Genomic DNA, 18,638 nt, shown 5'->3' on the forward strand with positions numbered 1-18,638 from the left:
GTGGGGCGCCGCACGCGGTTCCGTCCAGCCCGTTCCCTTCCGCCCCGATTGCCCCTAGCCTCGCCGACGATTCAGGCTCGGGGAGATCAAGGACATGCGGCGGTTGGCTCTGACGGCGGGTACGGCTCTCGCCCTGATGGCGGGGCGGCGAACGCCCAGACGGTGGCGGTCAGCGCCGAGCGATTGCTCGACGTGCGCACCGGCAAATACATCGAGCGGCCCCTGGTGCTGATCACCGACGGCAAGATCACCGCCGTCGGCAGCCTGGCCAGCATGACCATCCCGGCCGGCACGCCGACCATCGACCTGCCGGGCCTGACCCTGATGCCCGGCCTGATCGATATGCATGTGCACCTCGACTCCTCGCCGATCTACGGCGGCTTCAGCGGCCTCAGCTACACCGACGGCTTCTGGACGGTGGTCGCCGTGCGCAACGCCGAGCTGACCGTCAAGGCCGGCTTCACCACCGTACGCAACGTCGGCTCCGACCGCTGGAACGATGTGGCCGTGGCTCAGGCGATCGACGCCGGCTTCGCCGTCGGCCCGCGCATCGTGCCGGCCGCCTATGCGATGAGCGCCACCGGCGGCCATTGCGACTCCACCTACCTGCCGCCCAGCGCCAACGTCACCGCCGCCGGCGTGGCCGACGGTCCCGATGAGGCCCGCAAGAAGGTTCGCTGGCTCAAGAAGTACGGCGCCAAGGCCATCAAGATCTGCGCCACCGGCGGGGTGTTCTCCAACGACGCGGTCGGCGTCCAGCAGATGACGGTCGAGGAAATCCGCGCCGTCACATCCGAAGCCCACATGGCCGAGATGAAGGTCGCTTCCCACGCCCACGGTCCAGAGGGCATCCGCGCCTCCATCGAGGGCGGCGTCGACACCGTCGAGCATGCGTCCCTGGTCGATGACGAGGGCATCCGCATGGCCGCCAAAGCCGGCACCTACTTCGGCATGGACATCTACAACACCGAATACACCCAGTCCGAAGGCCCCAAGAACGGGGTCCGCGAGAGCGAGCTGAAAAAGGACCGCGACATCGCCGAGGCCCAGCGGCAGAACTTCTGCAAGGCGGTCAAGGGCGGGGTGAAGCAGATCTACTCCACCGACGCCGGCATCTATCCCCACGGGGACAACGCCAAGCAGTTCAAAGTCATGGTCCGCTACTGCGCCACCCCGCTGCAGGCCATCCAGTCGGCCACCATCAACGCCGCCGACGCGCTCGGCCAATCGGGCGAGGTCGGTGAGGTGAAACCCGGCGCCTGGGGCGACCTGATCGCCGTCCAGGGCGACCCGCTGGCAGACGTGACGGTGCTGGAGAAGGTGAAGTTCGTGATGAAGGGCGGGCAGGTGGTGGTGCGGCCCTGACGGGCGCCCACGGTTCCTCAGTTCCGCCCCCCTTGGGGGCGGGGGACCGCGCGCGAATACGCGCGTGGTGGTGGGGGCAGCGCCGGCGGATGGGGTTGACCATGAACGCGGCCGTCAAAGCAGCGCCAGAACGTGCTCTATCCTGACCGGCCTGCTCTGCCCCCTCAGTCCGGCGCGTATTCGCGCCGGCCAGCTCCCCCACAGGGGGAGCGACTACGGGTAGTCAACGCCGTCGAGCCTAGACCTCACACACCGTCTTGATCTCGGCCCGCAGTTCGGGAAGCCCCGTACCCTTCTCCGCCGACGTCGCCAGCACCCGGGGAAATGCCGCCGGGCGTTTGGCGATCTGGCCCTGGGTCTTGTCGACCAGCGCCGCGGCCTCAGCCGGCTTGATCTTGTCGGCCTTGGTCAGGACGATCTGGTAGCTGACCGCCGACAGGTCGAGCGCGTCCAGAGCCTCCTTGTCGACGTCCTTCAGCCCGTGCCGCGCGTCGATCAGCAGATAGACCCGCTTCAGATTCGGCCGGCCGCGCAGGTACTGGCGCCCCAGGTCCTGGAACTTGTTGGCCGTCGACCGCGAAACCCGCGCGAACCCATAGCCCGGCAGATCGACCAGCCGCAGCTTCTCGCCCAGCAGGAAGAAGTTGATCTCCCGCGTCCGCCCCGGCTCGTTAGAGGCTCGGGCCAGCTTCTTGTGGCCGACCAGCCCGTTGATCAGGCTGGATTTGCCCACATTCGACCGGCCGGCGAAGCACACCTCCGGCCAGTCGGCCGCCGGCAGGCCGTCCATCTTCACCGCCCCCATCATGAACGTGGCCTGCTGGGCGAAGAGGACGCGCGCCTCCTCCAGCTGCTCGTCCGTGAAGAGCGGGTCCGCCATCAGACGGCCTTGGCCCGGAACCGGTTGAGGAAGTCGTCGATCGGGTTATCCACCTTCAGCCGGTGCATGATGATGTACTGCTGGATGATCGAAAGCACGTTCGAGAAGGTCCAGTAGACGATCAGGCCGACCGCGAACGGCGCCATGATGAAGGTGAACAGGATCGGCATCAGCTGGAAGATCCGCTGCTGCATCGGGTCCGGCGCCGGCGGGTTCATGGCCGTGGTCAGCCACATGGTGAAGCCGTAGAACAGCACGCAGACGCCCAGGCCCAGGGCCCCGGCCATGAACACCCCGGTCGAGGCCGGATGGGTGCTGAGGATCCCGCCGACCAGCGGCAGCGCGCCCGGATCGTAGGGCAGCAGGCCGAAAAGGTTCCAGATGTTGGTCGGATCGCGCGCCGACAGGTCCTTGATGAAGCCGAAGAAGGGCGCGTGACGCATCTCGATGGTCACCGACAGCACCTTGTAGAAGGCCAGGAACACCGGGATCTGCAGCAGCAACGGCAGACAGCCGACCAGCGGATTGACCTTCTCCCGCTGGTACAGGGCCATGGTCTCCTGCTGCATCTTGGCCGGGTCGTCCTTGTACTTCTCCTTCAGCTCCTTCATCGGCTCGGTGAGCTTCTTCATCTTGCTCATCGACTCGTAGGATTTGTTGGCCAGCGGGAAGAGGATGATCCGCACGCACAGGGTGACCAGCAGGATGGCCACGCCGAAGTTGCCGACGAAGCCGTAGAAGAACTCCAGCGCCATGAAGAACGGCCGGGTCAGGAAGTTCAGCACCCCCCAGTCCACCGCCTTGTCGAAGGCCGGGATCGGCTGGGCTCCGCCCTCGCCCTTCTCATAACCCTTCAGCAGCTGCGCCTTCTTGGCGCCGGCGAACAGCCGGGTGCTCTCGGTGATGGTGGCGCCGGGCGCGATGGTCCGCACCGCGCCCAGGGAGCCCGCCGTATAGTAGTCGCGGCCGGCCAGGTTGTCGTACCGGTAGTTGCCTGTGAAGGTCGCCGACTGGGCCGGGACCACCGCCGCCAGCCAGTATTTGTCGGTGATGCCGAGCCAGCCGCCCTGGCCTTCCCAGCTGCCGTACTGGCCCTTCTGCCCCTTCTTCTTCCAGTCGGGGTACTTCTGAAGCCGCAGCTCGCCGTCCATAACGCCGACGCCGCCCTCATGCACGTTCTGACCCTTGCCGGCTTCCGGCGGCAGGCCGGCGCGGCGCACCAGGGCGGCCGGGCGCAGGCTGACCGGCGCGGCGCCTGTGTTGGTCACCGTGTCAGTGATGGTGAACATGTAGTGGCGGTCCACCGCGATGGTGCGGTCGAACACCAGCCCCTGGGGCGAGGTGTAAGTCAGCACCACCGGCGTCGTTTCGGTCAGCCGGCTGCCCTGCTTTACCGCCCAGACGGTGCGCTCGTCGGGCAGGCCGGCGACGTTGTCGGCCTTCCACAAAAATTCTGCGAAGAAGGCGTTGGGCGACTGTTCGGGACGCAGCAGGTCGACGCGCGGCGAGTCCTTGTCCACCGTCTGGCCGTACTGCTGCAGGAACAGGTCGTCGAGCCGGGCGCCGGTCAGGTTGATCGAGCCGGTCAGCACCGGGACCACCCGGCTGCCCTGGTCGTCGCGGGTGGCGATCGGCACCCGCTGCGAGGCGGCGATCGCCGCATTGCGCGACAGCGTCCCGGCCGGAACCACCGGCCGGGCCGGGTTGGCGCCCACCGCCGCCTTCTTGGACTTCTCGGCGATCGCGGCCTTGGCCTTGGCTTCCGCCGCCCGCTCCTTGGCCTGCGGCCCCAGGATGAAGAACTGGTAGCCGATCAGCAGCAGCATCGCGATCGCGAAGAACAGGACTGTGTTGCGGGATTCTTTTTGCATGGAGCGGGGTCAGACCGGCGCTGAAGGGGAAGGGGGCGCGTCCTGTCGGCGGGACGCGGCGGGAAGGTCGGCGGCGAGCCTTATCAGCGCGCTTTTCACATCGTCAAGCAAACGCCCCCAGTCACGCCCGGGCGTACCGTCGCGGGCCACGAACACATAGTCATGCCCGGGCTTTCCGAAAGAGGGCAGCAGCAGGCGGGCGGCCTCGCGCAGCCGTCGTTTGGCGCGATTGCGCACCACGGCGCCGCCGATCTTCTTGGTGGCGGTAAAACCGACGCGGACCACGGCCTCGCCGTCGGCCCGGTCGCGAACCTGCACGACCACCGCGCCATGGGCCCGATAAGCGCCTTTAGCGGCCGCCAGAAACTGGGGCCGCGTTCTCATGCGCTCGATGACAATGGCTTGCGTCAGGGGTTCGTCCCCCTTCAGCGGGAGACCGCTCTTAGGCGGTCAGGCGCTTGCGGCCCTTGGCGCGACGACGCGCAACGACCTTCTGGCCGTTCTTGGTGGCCATGCGAGCGCGGTAGCCGTGACGGCGCTTGCGCACGAGACGCGAGGGCTGAAAGGTCCGCTTCACGGGTCTGCTCCGAATACAATAGTCGCTGTCGCGTCGGGAACGCCCGTCGCGGTGAGCGGGGGGAGATACGGGAAGGGACCTGCGGAGTCAACCGCCGCCGTACCAATCCCACAACGGCCCCTCGATCCGCTCGACCGGCCAGATCCAGTACCAGAGCTCATACTGCGTCAGGCTGGGCGCGAACACCGCGAGCAGGGCGGTGACAAGACAGATCCACGCCAGCAACGGCGCGCCGAGCAACCACGCCGGAACCAGCAGGACCAGCCGCGCCTTCGCCGGCGCCTGACCGACCAGCCGCACCACGGCCCAGGCCAGGAGCCCCGCAACCGCCAGGTCGAACGCCAACGGCGCCAGATAGACCTCCCGCCCCCCGGACCCGACGTAGGCGTCGGCGGACCAGGGAAGGGGCCAGCCCCACATGTCTTGGGGCGGCCCATCCACCCAATGCACGCGCCAACGCACCGGAAGAGCGACCAGGAGCAACGCCGCCAGCGGAAACGGCGCCCAGCGCTCGATGCGGTTTCGATCGTCCATGCCCCGAGCTTGGCGGACGCCGGTGCAGGGCGGATGCAAATTCCGCGAGGCTTCACGCTTCAGTTGCTCCCCCTTTCGGGGGAGCTGTCGGCGAAGCCGACTGAGGGGGTCCGCTCCGATCGTGGAGGACCCCCTCCGACCGCTTCGCGGCCACCTCCCCCGATGGGGGAGGATTTAGAGATCCGGCCGGATCACCGCCTTGCCGATCACCTTGCGGCCGGACAGCATCTCGAACGCCTCGCGCCAGTCGGCCAGCGGAACTTCGGCATGCACCCGCGGCCGCACCGTGCCCGCCTCGGCCAGGGCCCAGATGGCCGCCTGGTTCTCTCGCCCGCGTTCGGGGAACTGGCGGCCGTACTCGCCGGCCCGCACCCCGACCACCGAGAAGCCCTTGATCAGCGGCATGTTGACCGACACCTCAGGGATCCGGCCCGACGTGAAGCCGATCACCAGCAACCGCCCGTCGAAGGCGATACAGCGCACGCTCTCGTCGAACACATCCCCGCCGACCGGGTCATAGATGACGTCGGCCCCGCGCCCGCCGGTGATTTCCTTGACCTTCTCTCTAAAGCCGCCCGTGACATTGATCACCGCGTCCGGCTGATACTCCGCCTGCAGCACCGCCAGCTTCTGGTCCGACGCCGAGGTGGCGATCACCCGCGCCCCCATCGCCTTGGCCAAGTCCACGGCCGCCAGCCCCACCCCGCCGGCCGCCCCATGGATCAGCACCCATTCGCCGGGCTGCAGGTTGGCCCGCCGCACGAAGGCAACATAGGCGGTGATGTAGGCGGCCCCATACCCCGCCGCCTGAGCAAAGCTCAGCCGGTCCGGCTTGGCCCGTACCGCCGCCGCCGGCAGCAGGGCGTATTCGGCGAACCCGCCCAGCTTGGCGCCGCCGACCACCGGATCGCCAGGATGGAACCCCTCGACACCGGCTCCCAACGCCTCGACCTCGCCGCTGAGCTCCATGCCCAGGCCGAACGGCAGCGGCGGTTTCATCTGGTACTCGCCACGGGTCATCAGCAGGTCGGGGAAATTGACCCCCGCCGCCTTCACCTTGACCAGGATCTCGCCCGGACCGGGCGTGGGGATCGGAATGTCCTTCAGGGACACACCGGAATAGTCGGGGGCAAGGCTGTCGACGATCAGTGCGCGCATGGGGAAAGAATCGGATGCCGACGCGGGGGAAGTCCAGCCCGCTCTCACACATATGCCCCGTCATCCCGGCCGGAGCGCGCAGCGCGGAGAGCCGGGACCCAGGGGGCGCGTGATCTCGCTATCGAACGCAGCTTAGCGGCCGGCGCCCTGTCACCCCCTGGGTCCCGGATAGCCCGCTGCGCGGCCTTCCGGGATGACGGAGATATATTTTGACGAAAGGGTCAGAAATTTGGAACGAATCGCCCAAAGGGCGTCGAGCCCGTTGCGGGGGATATTCGCAACGGGCTCGACATTCCTCGATCACTCGATCCAAGCGGGCGTTTCCTCCCCGAAACGCCGGAGACGAGATGCTCTTGGCGGCCTCTCTGTCTCGCATGTCGAAAAGACGGCAAATCCCTGCCGGTGTCAACGCCGCAAAGAGGTTGCGCGTGCGACAAATTGTGAATTCCGCCCTCAAAAAGGGTTGATCACTGGACGGCGCCGTCAAAATAACGTCCCGAACGCCGCATTTTCGACGCTAGAGTCAATTTCCCCTCACACGCGCCGCCAGATCGCTCCACGGCGGACATTCCGGATCGAACACATACTCCGGCGCCGCCGCCGTAACCGGCCCCACGCCCGCCGATTCCAACGCCGCCGACACGGCCCCAAGCTCGCCGCGGGGAATCAGCAGACCGCTGGCCCGCGCCTGTCCGCCCAGGCCCTCCACCGCCGCCTTGGCCGCCGCGTCCTGCTCGGCGGGCCACACCAGGGTCAGGGTCCGGCGCGCCCGCGCCCGCGCCTCCAGCTGCGACAACAGCCGCCGCGCCACGGCCAGCCCATCGCCGCTCCAGTCGGCCATCAGCCCGGCCGCCAGCTGCGCCTGGCTCTTCAGAATCACCCCGTCGGCCAGCACCGCCAGGTGATTGGCCGCCAGGGTCGCGCCGGTGGTGGTGATGTCGACCACCACCTCCGCCGTCCCCGCCGCCGGGGCGCCCTCGGTGGCGCCGGCCGATTCGACGATCCGGTAGTCGCCCACCCCGTGGCGAGCGAAGAAGGCCCGCGTCTGGGCCACATACTTGGTCGCCACCCGCAGCCGCCGGCCGGTCCGCGCCAGATGCTGGTGCGCCACCTCCTCCAGGTCGGCCATGGTCTCGACGTCCAGCCAGCTCTGCGGCACGGCCACCACCAGGTCGGCCCGCCCAAAGCCCAGTGGTCGCAGCAGCAGGGCCCGCGCCTCCAGCTCCTCGCCCTGCTCGCGCAACAGGTCCTCGCCGGTGACCCCCAGGTGGACCTCGCCGGCGCTCAGAGCCCGCGCGATCTCTCCCGCCGAGATCAGCCGCACCTCCAGCCCGTCCAACCCTGCGATCCGGGCGCGATAGCCCCGCTCGCCGCCGTCCGCCTCGAGCTTCAGGCCCGCATCGGCCAGCCAGCCCTCGACCTGTTCCTTCAACCGCCCCTTGGACGGAATCGCCAAGATGACGCTCATTCCCAGCCCTCCGCGAACGCCCGCGCCGGTCGCACCATGCAGCCGGCCGCTCCCCGCGCCACGCCGCCCAGCCGCCCCGCAAGCCCGTCATAGCGCCCGCCGGCCGCCAGCGGCCGCTCGGCCCCCAACTCGGCGCTGCGCACCTCGAACAGGGCGCCGTCGTAGTAGCCGAAGGCCCGGCCGAACCCGGCCCCGAACCGCGCCTGGCCAAGCGGCAGGCCGGCCTCGTCCAGCAGCTCAAGCCGCCGCCGCCACTGGCCGACCCGGCCCGCCAGCCGCTCGGTCCCCAGCCGCTCCAGCGCCTCCAGCGCGGCCACCGGCTCCGCTTCCAGCGCCAGGAAGGCCCGCACCGTCGCCGCCTGTTCCGGCGTCAGCCGCGCCCGCGCGCCCTCCGCGCCGCGCGCCGCCAGCCGCCGGGCGATCTCCGCCGTCGGCCGCCCGCCCACCGGCGAAACGCCAGCCAGCGACCAGACCTCCTCCAGCAGCGCCGCGGCCTCCGCCTCCGGCAATCCGGCCAGCAGGCCCGCCAGCCGGCTCTCGCGCCCGGCCGGCGCCGGCGCCTCGCCATTCAGCTCGGCCGCCAGCAACCGGGGCCGGCCGAACGCCCGCTTCAGCCGCGCCCCCAGCGCCGGCTCCAGCCCCAGGTCGTCGACCAGGGCCGAGAACAGGCTGACATCGCCGAGCATCAGGAACAGGTCCTCCCGGCCCCCGGCCGCCGCCGACCGCCAGGCCAGTTCCAGGATCTCCGCATCCGCGGCCACCGCATCGGCCCCGCCATAGACCTCGATCCCCAGCTGCAGGAATTCCTCGGCCCGCCCGCTGCCGCCGGCGGCCCGGAAGGCCTTGCCCTCATAGAAGTACCGCCCCTCGGCCGCGCCCGAGGCCAGGTGGGCCCGCGCCACCCCGATGGTGAAGTCGGGCCGCAGTGCCGCCTCCTCCCCACCCTCGGCCTGGACCACGAACAGTCGAGGCCGCATCGCCTCCCCGGCCAGATCGAGCAGCAGCGCCAGAGGCTGCAACACCGGCACGTCGAGCGGCATCGCCCCCGCCGCCGCGAACGGCGCGCGGATGGCGGCCAGGGCCTCGGCCGGGATCGGTGGCTCCAGCCTCACGACACGGCGTCCACGATGGCCTTCACCCGCGCCACCAGCTCGGCGCGTGGCACGGTCTGCTGCCCCGGCCGCTCGGATTTGTAGGCGTCGTGGCCCTCGATCTTGGCCGCCAGCGCCCGGCCCAGGTCCAGGTCCTTGATGGTGGCCGTCCCGGCGGCGATCTCGTCGCCGCCCAGCATGATCGCCGCCGGGGCATTGCGCCGGTCGGCATACTTCATCTGCGCCTTCATCCCCGACGAGCCCAGATAGACCTCCGCCGCGATCCCCGCGCCGCGCAGCTCGGCGGCCACGGCGAAATACTCACCCATCGAGTCCTGGTCGAAGGCGATGACCACCACCGGCCCCCGCGCCGCGCCGGCCTCTTCCCGGCCCGCCGCCTTCAGCGCCGCCGCCAGCCGCGAGACCCCGAAGGAGAAGCCGGTCGCCGGCGTCGCCTGGCCGGTGAACCGCGCCACTAGGTCGTCGTACCGCCCGCCCCCGCCGATCGAGCCGAACCGCACCGGCTGGCCCTTTTCGTCCGTGGTCTGTAGCAGCAGCTCGGCCTCGAATACCGCGCCGGTGTAATACTCCAGACCTCGGACGATCGACGGATCGATTCCGGCCCGGTCCTCGCCGACGCCCAGCGCCTTCAGCGCCGCGGCGATCTTCGCCACCTCCTCGACCCCCTGCGCGCCCTCCTCCGAGCCGCCGACGATGTCCGACAGCGCGGCCAGCGTCGCGGCATTGTCCGCCCGCCCGGCGCTCAAGAAAGCCAGCACCTGCTCGGCCGCCTTGGCCTGCAGCCCGGCGCCCTTGGTGAAGGCGCCGCTCTCGTCCAGCCGCCCCTCGCCCAGCAGCAGCTTCACCCCATCGGCGCCCAGCCGGTCCAGCTTGTCCACCGCCCGCAGCACGGCCAGCTTCTGGCCGGCGCTCTCGACCCCCGCCGTGGTCAGCAGGCCGTTGAGGAGCTTGCGATTATTGATCTTCAGCACCGAGGTCCCGCGCGGCAGCCCCGCCGCCTCCAGCCCCTCGGCCGCCATGGCGATGATCTCGGCGTCCGCCTCCGGCCGGGCCGAGCCCACCGTGTCGGCGTCGCACTGGATGAACTCCCGGAAACGCCCCGGCCCCGGCTTCTCGTTGCGCCAGACCGGCCCGAAGGCATAGCGGCGATAGGGCTTGGGCAGGGTCTCCCAGTTCTGCGCCGCGAACCTGGCGAGCGGCGCGGTCAGGTCGTAGCGCAGCGCCATCCACTGCTCATCGTCGTCCTGCAGCGCGAAGACGCCCTCGTTCGGCCGGTCGCTGTCGGGCAGGAACTTGCCCAGCGCGTCGGCGTACTCGAACGCCCCCGTATCCAGCGGCTCGAACCCCCACCGCTCATAGACGGCCGATACCGCCTCGACGATGCCGCGCTCGGCGCGCAGCTGCGCTGCCCGCTTGTCGGCGAAACCGCGGGGGGCGCGGGCGTCGGGTCGGAAGGGGGTGTCTTCGGTCATCGGGCGGTCCATCGGTCAGTCTGGTGACGGATGGAGCGGCGAGGCCCCATCCACTTGTGGCGGGGCGGAGGGGGCGTCTTGCCTTTAGGCCGCGCGAACCCGATCCGACCCGAAGGCGGCGTGGTGGTGCGCGTGATGGTGCGGCAGGGCGGTCATCGGGAAGGGCCTATAGCGGACGAGATGCGCGGCGCCAACCTCCCGGTTTCAGCGCCCCAGTCGCGTGATCAGCGCCGCCGTCGAAGGGTCGTGGGGCGGACCGTCGCCCCCATCGAGTTCCCGCAGCACCCGCCCCGCCAGCACCTTGCCCAGTTCCACCCCCCACTGGTCGAAACTGTCGATGTCCCACAGCACCCCCTCGACGAAGGTCTTGTGCTCGTACAGCGCGATCAGCGCCCCCAAGGTCTCGGGGCTGAGCCGCTCCAGCAGGATGAAGCTGGACGGCCGGTCGCCGGGGAAATGCCGGTGAGGTTCGTCTTCGTTGACCTGGCCGATCATCAGAGCCTCGGCCTGGGCGATGGCGTTGGCCAGCAGCATGTTGCGGTGGGCGGCCGGTCCCTCATGGTCCTCGGCCAGGGCGATGAAATCGACCGGGATGATGTCGGTCCCCTGGTGCAACAGTTGGAAGAAGGCGTGCTGACCGTTGGTGCCGGCGTCGCCGAACACGGATGCCGCCGTGGCCTGCGCGACCGGCCGGCCGCCTTGCGTGACCCGCTTGCCGTTCGACTCCATCTCCAACTGCTGGAGATAGGCCGGGAACAGCGCCAGCCGCCGCGCGTAGGGCACAACCGCCCGCAGCGGCCGGTCCAGGCCGTTGCGGTTGAACACATGGGCCAGGGCCAGCATCACCGGCATGTTGGCGTCCAGCGGCGCGGTCTCGAAATGCTCGTCCATCGCCGCGGCGCCGGCCAGCAGCCCCTCGAACGCCGGCCAGCCGAGCCCGATCGCGCAGGAGAGCCCCACCGCCGACCACACCGAATAGCGCCCGCCCACCCAGTCGCGGAAGGCGAAGACCCGGTCCTCGGCGATGCCGAACCGCCCGGCCTCAGCCGGATTGGCGCTGACCGCCGCCAGGTGGCTGTCGGCCTTGCCGGCCCCCAGCTTGGCCTCCAGCCAAGCCTTGGCGGCCCGCGCATTGGCGAGGGTCTCCTGGGTGGTGAAGGTCTTGGAGACCACCACCACCAGCGTCTCCTCCGGGTCGAGCCCAGCCGTGGCGGCGGCGAACTCCGCCCCGTCAATGTTGGCGGCGAACCGCAGCTGAATGTCCGGAACCAGCGGCCGCAGCGCCTCCCAGATCAAGCGCGGTCCCAGGTCCGAGCCACCGATGCCGATATGCAGCACCGCCTTGAACGGCTTGCCGGTCGCCCCGCCCGCCATGCCCGATCGAACCGCCGCCACGAAGTCCTGCATGGCGTCGCGGACGTCTTCCACCTGCTCGGAGACCCCCTTGCCGGCCGCCTTGAAGTCCGCCCCCGCCGGCGCCCTCAGCGCCATGTGCAGGGCGGGCCGGCCCTCGGTGACATTGACGATCTCGCCGGCGAACAATCGGTCCCGCGCGCCTTCCACCCCCGCCGCCTGGGCCAGGGCCACGGCCACCGTCGCCCCCGTCCGGCTCCAGGGTTGTTTCGACAGGTCCAGCATCAGTCCCGCCGCCTCGAAGGTCAGCCCCTCCAGCCGGTCTGGCTCGGCGTCGAACAGGTCGCGGATGCGCCCCACCGCATCGGCCTTGGCGGCTTCCTTCAGGGCGGTCCAGGCGGGGCTGTCGGTCATGCGCATCCTCGAAAAGCTAAGCCGGCGTTTACCATGTGGTGGGCAAGGTCCGAGCCCTTCCTATCGTTCCACCAGGAGGACCGCCATGTCCTGTGAAGCCATCACCGCCGCCTCGATGATCTGGCTGGCCAGCTTCGGGGCCGAGGCCGCCACGCCCGCCCCGGCCGCCGCGGTCCAGGCTCCCGCCTCGCCCCTGGTGACCGAGCCCCTGTTCGCCGACATCATCGGCCGGGCGGGCGAACTGAACGGCCGGGTGCAGTCCTGGAAGGGCAAGCCCATCGACGCCGCCGCCCTGGCCCGCTTCAAGGCCGACGTGGCCGAGCTGGCGGCGCTCGACATGAAGGCCCACGTGGTCCTCAAGGAACGCGGCACGGACGGCGACCTCAAATGCATCCTGCGCGGGATCAGCGAAGACTTGCCGCTGAAACTGAAGGCCGTCGAGACCGCCAAGGACGCCGCCGCCCGCGACGCCGCCCTGACCGATCTGGGCTACCTGCTGCGCGACAACGTCGAGGTCATCACCGCGCCGCCCGCTCCGCCGGTGTAGTTTTCTCTTTCGGGCCAATGCCCGACCGTTCGGCCTCTCCTGGCCCCTCTCCCGCGAGGGAGAGGGAGGGGCCCGCGCCCGCAGGGCGTGGGAGGGTGAGGGTTTACGCTGGTTGCAGGACGTCCACCGTCCCTAAACCCTCTTCCTCCCACCGCTTCGCGGCGGGGATGGTTCCTTCTCCCTTAGGGAGAAGGGAAAGAAGGACCAGCTCGTTTCATCAGGCGTACTTCACCGCGCAGCCGTAGGGCTGGCTGAAGGCCACCTTCACCGGGCGGCCGGCGTTGACGTCGGCCAAGGCGGCCGCGACCAGGTTCTTGGCCCGCTTGATGTCCTCGACCTTGTTGGTCGGCACATCGTCGATGCCGCCCTGGTAGACCAGGGTTCCGGTCTTATCGATGACGTACATGTGGGGGGTGGTCTTGGCGCCGTAGGCCTTGCCGACCTTGCCGTCGGGATCGATCAGCATGGCGGTGCCGGCCCAGTTGTTGGCGGCCATCCAGGCCTTTGCGTCGGCGCCGGTCTTCCAGTGGCCCTGCTGGCCCACGGCCGAGGAGCAGACGCTGAGCCAGACCGCGCCGTCCCGGACGGCGGAGACCTGCAGCCCCTGCATGTTGCCGCTGTAGTGCTTCTTCACATAGGGGCAGCCCTCGTTGATCCATTCGAGGACCACGACCCTGCCCTTGAACTCATCCAGCGTGCGGACCTTGCCGTCGACGTCCTTGACGGAAAAGCCGGGGGCCGGCTTGGCCAGGGCCAGGCCCGGCAGCGACAGGGCAGCGGGAACAGCCAGGGCGCCGGCGAGGGCTGTGCGGCGGGTGAGGGTCATGGGGAAAGCTCCTTACTTTGCGGCGGTCTCCAGGGCCTGGGCGACCAAGCCGGGTGTCAGCAGCTGGGGGAGAACCCGGGGCTGGTCGGCTCCGGGGGCATAGACAAGATAAAGCGGAACCCCCGCCCGTCCATGCCTAGCGAGCTCGGCGGCGATTACCGCATCCCGCCGGGTCCAGTCACCCTTCAGGTAGACGGCGTTCGTCGCCTTCAGCGCGGTGGCCACCTCACTGGTGGAGAGGGCCACCTTCTCATTCACCTGGCAGCTGACGCACCAGGCGGCGGTGAAGTTGACCAGCACCGGCCGACCCTCGGCGCGGACGGCGGCGAGGCGTTCCGGCGACCAGGCCTCATAGGGCAGATCGGCGCTGCTGGCCTGGGGCGAGTTGGCCGGGGCGGCGGCCTTTGGTCCGAGAACGGAAAGGGCGACCGCGCCGATGAGCAGAATGACCGCGACGATCTTGCTGACCAGCCCGCGCTCGGCGGTCTGGCTGAGCCCCCAGAGCCAGAGGGCGAAGGCGCCCAGCACCAGGGCGGCGAGGACCGCGGCCATGCCCGCCGCGTCGGTCTGCTGGCTGAGCACCCAGACCAGCCAGGCCACCGCGCCATACATCGGGAAGGCCAGCGCCTTGCGCAGGACGTCCATCCACCGGCCGGGCTTGGGCAGCATCCGCAACAGCGGCGGCGCGAAGGCCAGGGCCACGAAGGGGGCCGCGAAACCGAGCGCCAGGCCGAGAAACACCGCCAGGGTGATCAACGGCGGCTGGCCCAGGGTGAAGCCCAGCGCCGAGCCCATGAACGGCGCCGTACAGGGGCTGGCGACCACCACGGCCAGCGCGCCGGTGAAGAAGGCCCCGACCGCGCCGCTGCGCCCGGCCAGGCCCTGTCCGGCCCCCTGCAGGCTGGCGCCCAGTTCGAACACCCCGGACATATTGAGCGCCACCGCCAGCATCAGCAGGCTGAGCGCCGCAACCACGGGAGGCGATTGCAGCTGGAAGCCCCAGCCCACCGCCTGTCCGGCGGCCTGCAAGGCGATCAGCACCCCGGCGAGAGCCAGGAAGGTGGCCACCACGCCGGCGCCGTAAGCCAGGCCCTGGGCGCGGGTCGCGCCTCGGTCGTGGGCATGACCCGCGAGCGCGGCGGCCTTCATCGACAGCACCGGGAAGACACAGGGCATCAGGTTAAGGATCAGCCCGCCCAGGAAGGCGGCGAGGATGGCCAGGCCCAAGCTGCCCCCACCGGCGGCCCCGCCCTCGGCGGCCTTCGCTGGCGGCGGCCCGAGACCCGAGGTCCCGGCCGGCGGCGGCCCTTGCGCCGAGGTCACCACATAGGCCTTGTCGCCGACCGTCAGCACCCCGTCGAACGTTGCCGGCGGCTGACCCGCCTCGAAGGCGTAGCCGGGCGGAAGGGTGAGTGTCAGGCCATCCGGACCCCGCTCGATGGTCTGATCCTTGGCGTGGTCGATCATCGCCGGGGTGTGGGGATAGAACCAGGCGCCGGCCATGTCCGCGCCCTTCAGCGGGGCGCCGGCCACGGCCAGGGTCAGCTTGCCGCCCGTCCATTGGTAGGCGGCGGTCAGCCCGACCTCCTTGGGCGCGGCCTCGAGCGCGCCGGCCACCTTGGCGCCCCAGCGGGCGTCGGCCTTGGGCGCGCCCTCGGCCACCACCAGGGTGATGGAGAGATCGGCGTCCTCAGGAATGCAGATCTGCTCGCAGACCAGGAAGCTGGCCTTGGCCTTCAGGGTTACCGGCCCCGCCGCCTGGCCGGCCGGGACCTCGATCCTCACCGGCAGGATCACCTCGTCAGAGTAGCCATAGTTGGTCAGCGGCCCGAACGGCAGCTTGTGCGGCTTGGCCCAGACGATGTCGCCGGCTTTCCAGCCGGCCGGCAGGGTCCATTCGATCTTGGTCGGCTCGCCGCTGTCGCCCGGATTGCGCCAGTAGGTGTGCCAGCCCTTGTCGATCTTCTGGACCAAGGCGACGTAGGCGGTGGATCCAGGCGCGACCGTGGCGTCACGGGCGACCAGTTCAGCCTCAAGATGCCCTGTATCGACAGGAGCGGCCCGGGCTGGAGCAACGATCAGGAACAGGCCGGCAAGGGCCGCGAGGAGGGCGCGCATGCGGGCTATATGGAACGGAACCTCCCCCTAAGCGAGTCGAGCGCGCGCCATCCTCGGCGCCGCGACCCGTCCAGGGTAGATGCGGCGCTAGAACTCTTCCCAGTCGTCCGACCGGGCCGCCAAGGCCGGGGCGGCGTTTCCACCGGCCAGTCCGCCGCCCTTAAAGCTCGCTAGCCGCTCGCGGGCCTGCAGAACCGCCGGCCGCGTGGCGACGTGGCGCTGCGGGTCCGCCAACTCGGGCCTCGACCGCGCCGGGGCGCCGTGAGCCTGACCCCCGTTGAAGGCCGAGACCAGACGCAGCAGGACGTCCATCTCGGACTTCAGCGACTGGCTGGCGGCGCTGGTCTCCTCGACCATGGCGGCGTTCTGCTGGGTCACCTGGTCCATCTGGTTGACGGCGGTGTTGACCTCGTTCAGCCCGGTCGACTGTTCGCGGGACGAGGCGGCGATTTCGGACACCAGGCTGTCGACTTCCTCGACCCGCGAGATGATACGCCGCAAGGCATCGCCTGTCTCGCCGACCAGTCGGACCCCCTCTCCCACCTGCCGGCTGGAGGCGGTGATCAGGGCCTTGATCTCCTTGGCCGCCTCGGCCGAGCGCTGGGCAAGGCCCCGCACTTCCGAGGCGACGACCGCAAAGCCCTTGCCGGCCTCGCCGGCCCGGGCCGCTTCCACGCCGGCGTTTAGAGCCAGCAGGTTGGTCTGGAAGGCGATCTCGTCGATCACCCCGATGATCTGGCTGATCTGGCCGCTGGAGTCGGCGATCTGGTTCATGGCGGTGACCGCCTCGCCCATGACCTGGCCCGACTGTTCGGCCTCCTGCCGCGCGCCGGTCACCAGGCCAGCGGCCTGGGTCGCGCCGTCGGCGGACTTGCGCACCGCCACGGTCAGCTCGTCAAGGGCAGCGGCGGTTTCCTCCAGGCTGGCCGCCTGCTGCTCGGTGCGACGGGCCATGTCGTCGGCGGCCGAGGCGATGTTGTCGGCGCCGGCGTTGATCGCGCCGGTCGACGACCCGACCGCCTGCATGGCGTCTTCCAACGCGGCCAGGGCGGCGTTGAAGTTCTGCTGAAGGGTGCGGAATTCCGGGGCCTGCTCGCCATCGAGGCGGGCCGCCAGATCGCCTCGGGCCAGCCGCTCCAGCGCCGCGTCCAGCACGGCCAGCATGTCGGTCTGCCGCTGTTCCGCCGCCTGACGCACCCGCTCGGCCTCGTCGCGTTCGGTCTGCAGGGCCGAGAGGTAGATGCTGATGGCGAAGTCCATATCCAGCAGAATGGCCTTGAGCAGGGCGCCGATCTGTTCGCCCGCGGCCTCCGCCGACCCGGACTTGCCAAGCATCGACTTTGGCCAGGCCTCCTTGATCACAGACTTCATCAGATGCTCGCCGACCAGGGCGTAACCGCCGATATACCAGCGCGGCTCCAAGCCCAGCCGGGCATGGGCCTGGCCGATGGCCTCGACCCCGTCGACATAGGCTTGGCCGTAGTCGCCCGAGGCGATGATCTCCCAGTGATGGCTCTGGCGACCGGCGGCCGACTCGATGTGGCGCTCGTCCTTGAAGAAACTGCGGGTGTGCGGGTGGGCGCGGACCTCGCGATAGAAGATTTCGAGCGCCGGTCCGATCTCCCGCCGGATGACCGGTTGAAGGCCTCTCAGGCGGCCCCGGGCCGCGTTGTCCAGGCCCAGGAAATTGAGTCTTTCATCGAGCGCTTTGTCTTGCTGCGCCATGGGTAGCCTCCCGTGTTCGGTGGCGAAGAGGGTTGTTGGGAACGCTACAAATCTGGGCCTAGAGGTGCGCTCACGTAGTTACGAAGACCTTAGCGCGCGGTGCGGCGAACGGTCGCCGAATAATGGTGGTCCCCCCCCCCCCCGGCGAACGGGACTCGACTTCCCCGATGGCAAGCCTCCATGCTGGCCGAAAAGGGAGAGCGCCATGCCATTGAACCGCCAGTGGATTCTGACACGCAGGCCGGAAGGCGAGATCGCCGCCGGTGACCTGGAGCTGCGCGAGGCGCCGACCCGGGCGCTGGAACCGGGCGAGGTCCTGATCCGCAACCTCTACCTCAGCCTGGACCCGACCAACCGAATCTGGATGAGCGACCAGGACGGCTATCTGCCCCCTGTCGGCATCGGCGAGGTGATGCGCGGCGGGACCATCGGGGTGATCGAGGAGAGCCGCTCCGACCGCTTCAAGCCGGGCGACATCGTCAACGCCGGCCTGTCTGGCTGGCAGGACTATTCCATCGGCCATGAGGCGATGATCAACCCCGTGCCGCAGATCCCCGGCGTGCCGCTGACCGCCTTCATGAGCGTGCTGGGCGCCACCGGCCTGACCGCCTGGTTCGGGATGATGGACATCGGCCGGCCGCAGCCCGGCGAGACGGTGGTGGTCTCTGCCGCTGCTGGGGCGGTCGGCTCCATCGCCGGCCAGATCGCCAAGCTGAAGGGGGCGCGGGTCATCGGTATCGCCGGCGGGCCGGAGAAATGCGCCTGGCTGCGCGAGATCGGCTTCGACGGGGCCATCGACTACAAGAACGAGGACGTCGGGGCGGCGCTGGACCGATTGTGCCCGAACGGCATCGACGTCAATTTCGAGAACGTCGGGGGCGACATCATGAACGCGGTGATCGCCCGGATGAACACCTTTAGCCGCATGTCGCTCTGCGGCCTGATCAGCACCTACAACGCCGATGTGGCGGCCGGTCCGGCCGATTTCGGCCGGGTGCTGATGAAGCGGATCCTGATCAAGGGTTTCATCATTATCGACTACCTGCCCCGGGCCGGCGAAGCCTTCGCCGAACTTGCGCCCTGGGTGGCCAGCGGCCAGCTCAAATGGAAGGCGCATGTGGTCGATGGGCTGGAGAACGCGGTGGAAGCGGTGAACCGGCTGTTCACGGGCGACCATGATGGCAAGCTGCTGGTGCGAATCGCCCCTGAACCCTGAGG

16 protein-coding genes are annotated in these 18,638 nt (G+C 69.6%); 3 read left to right on the top strand and 13 right to left on the bottom strand.

Going from position 1 to position 18,638, the window contains the following annotated elements:
• Positions 1 to 162: 162 nt before the first annotated feature.
• Positions 163 to 1,365 carry an amidohydrolase family protein gene (locus tag GVN21_RS02335; protein ID WP_346764208.1) on the top strand — a complete coding sequence of 401 codons (1,203 nt, stop codon included), beginning with the start codon at positions 163 to 165 and terminating at the stop codon, positions 1,363 to 1,365.
• Between the two features lie 238 nt (positions 1,366 to 1,603).
• Here the strand turns inward: GVN21_RS02335 and yihA are convergent, their stop codons facing one another.
• From yihA to pgi, 10 genes are all read right to left on the bottom strand, one after another.
• Positions 1,604 to 2,245, bottom strand: a complete 642-nt coding sequence (gene yihA, locus GVN21_RS02340) for a ribosome biogenesis GTP-binding protein YihA/YsxC (protein ID WP_166573092.1) — start codon at positions 2,243 to 2,245, stop codon at positions 1,604 to 1,606.
• Positions 2,245 to 4,116, bottom strand: coding sequence for a membrane protein insertase YidC (gene yidC / locus GVN21_RS02345; RefSeq protein ID WP_166573093.1), 1,872 nt, complete (start codon positions 4,114 to 4,116; stop codon positions 2,245 to 2,247). Before yidC ends, yihA begins: the two co-directional genes overlap by 1 nt.
• Before the next feature lie 9 nt (positions 4,117 to 4,125).
• Positions 4,126 to 4,500, bottom strand: a complete 375-nt coding sequence (gene rnpA / locus GVN21_RS02350) for a ribonuclease P protein component (RefSeq protein WP_166573094.1) — start codon at positions 4,498 to 4,500, stop codon at positions 4,126 to 4,128.
• Positions 4,501 to 4,558: 58 nt separating this feature from the next.
• Positions 4,559 to 4,693: a 50S ribosomal protein L34 gene (gene rpmH, locus GVN21_RS02355; protein WP_166573095.1), complete on the bottom strand. Its 135-nt coding sequence runs from the start codon at positions 4,691 to 4,693 to the stop codon at positions 4,559 to 4,561.
• A gap of 87 nt (positions 4,694 to 4,780) precedes the next feature.
• Positions 4,781 to 5,227, bottom strand: a complete 447-nt coding sequence (locus GVN21_RS02360; protein WP_166573096.1) for a hypothetical protein — start codon at positions 5,225 to 5,227, stop codon at positions 4,781 to 4,783.
• Between the two features lie 174 nt (positions 5,228 to 5,401).
• Entirely contained in the window at positions 5,402 to 6,385 is a 984-nt protein-coding gene (locus GVN21_RS02365; RefSeq protein WP_166573097.1) for an NADPH:quinone oxidoreductase family protein, read from the bottom strand.
• A gap of 523 nt (positions 6,386 to 6,908) precedes the next feature.
• A complete protein-coding gene (hisG, locus tag GVN21_RS02370; protein WP_240902725.1) occupies positions 6,909 to 7,859 on the bottom strand; it encodes an ATP phosphoribosyltransferase in 951 nt (316 codons plus the stop codon).
• Entirely contained in the window at positions 7,850 to 8,965 is a 1,116-nt protein-coding gene (locus GVN21_RS02375) for an ATP phosphoribosyltransferase regulatory subunit (protein WP_166573099.1), read from the bottom strand. The genes hisG and GVN21_RS02375 overlap by 10 nt, the downstream gene beginning before the upstream one ends.
• The gene (gene hisS / locus GVN21_RS02380; RefSeq protein WP_166573100.1) at positions 8,962 to 10,449 is read right to left on the bottom strand and encodes a histidine--tRNA ligase; all 1,488 of its coding nucleotides are present in this window, start codon (positions 10,447 to 10,449) and stop codon (positions 8,962 to 8,964) included. The genes GVN21_RS02375 and hisS overlap by 4 nt, the downstream gene beginning before the upstream one ends.
• Before the next feature lie 192 nt (positions 10,450 to 10,641).
• Positions 10,642 to 12,204 (bottom strand): glucose-6-phosphate isomerase, encoded by a 1,563-nt coding sequence (gene pgi / locus GVN21_RS02385; RefSeq protein ID WP_166573101.1) that lies wholly within the window; start codon positions 12,202 to 12,204, stop codon positions 10,642 to 10,644.
• A gap of 85 nt (positions 12,205 to 12,289) precedes the next feature.
• Between pgi and GVN21_RS02390 the strand changes: the two genes are divergently transcribed.
• On the top strand, positions 12,290 to 12,751 hold the full coding sequence (locus GVN21_RS02390; protein WP_166573102.1) for a hypothetical protein: 462 nt from the start codon (positions 12,290 to 12,292) through the stop codon (positions 12,749 to 12,751).
• A gap of 217 nt (positions 12,752 to 12,968) precedes the next feature.
• Here the strand turns inward: GVN21_RS02390 and GVN21_RS02395 are convergent, their stop codons facing one another.
• The 3 genes from GVN21_RS02395 to GVN21_RS02405 form a co-directional block, all read right to left on the bottom strand.
• The gene (locus GVN21_RS02395; protein ID WP_166573103.1) at positions 12,969 to 13,577 is read right to left on the bottom strand and encodes a redoxin domain-containing protein; all 609 of its coding nucleotides are present in this window, start codon (positions 13,575 to 13,577) and stop codon (positions 12,969 to 12,971) included.
• A 12-nt stretch (positions 13,578 to 13,589) separates the two neighbouring features.
• On the bottom strand, positions 13,590 to 15,695 hold the full coding sequence (locus GVN21_RS02400) for a thioredoxin family protein (protein ID WP_166573104.1): 2,106 nt from the start codon (positions 15,693 to 15,695) through the stop codon (positions 13,590 to 13,592).
• Positions 15,696 to 15,782: 87 nt separating this feature from the next.
• Positions 15,783 to 17,420: a methyl-accepting chemotaxis protein gene (locus tag GVN21_RS02405; protein WP_166573105.1), complete on the bottom strand. Its 1,638-nt coding sequence runs from the start codon at positions 17,418 to 17,420 to the stop codon at positions 15,783 to 15,785.
• Between the two features lie 205 nt (positions 17,421 to 17,625).
• On the opposite strand from GVN21_RS02405, the gene GVN21_RS02410 reads away from it, so the two are divergent.
• On the top strand, positions 17,626 to 18,636 hold the full coding sequence (locus GVN21_RS02410; RefSeq protein ID WP_166573106.1) for an NADP-dependent oxidoreductase: 1,011 nt from the start codon (positions 17,626 to 17,628) through the stop codon (positions 18,634 to 18,636).
• Positions 18,637 to 18,638: the final 2 nt, after the last annotated feature.

It is taken from the genome of Caulobacter sp. SLTY (assembly GCF_009905535.1).
In the GTDB taxonomy this organism is placed as follows: domain Bacteria; phylum Pseudomonadota; class Alphaproteobacteria; order Caulobacterales; family Caulobacteraceae; genus Caulobacter.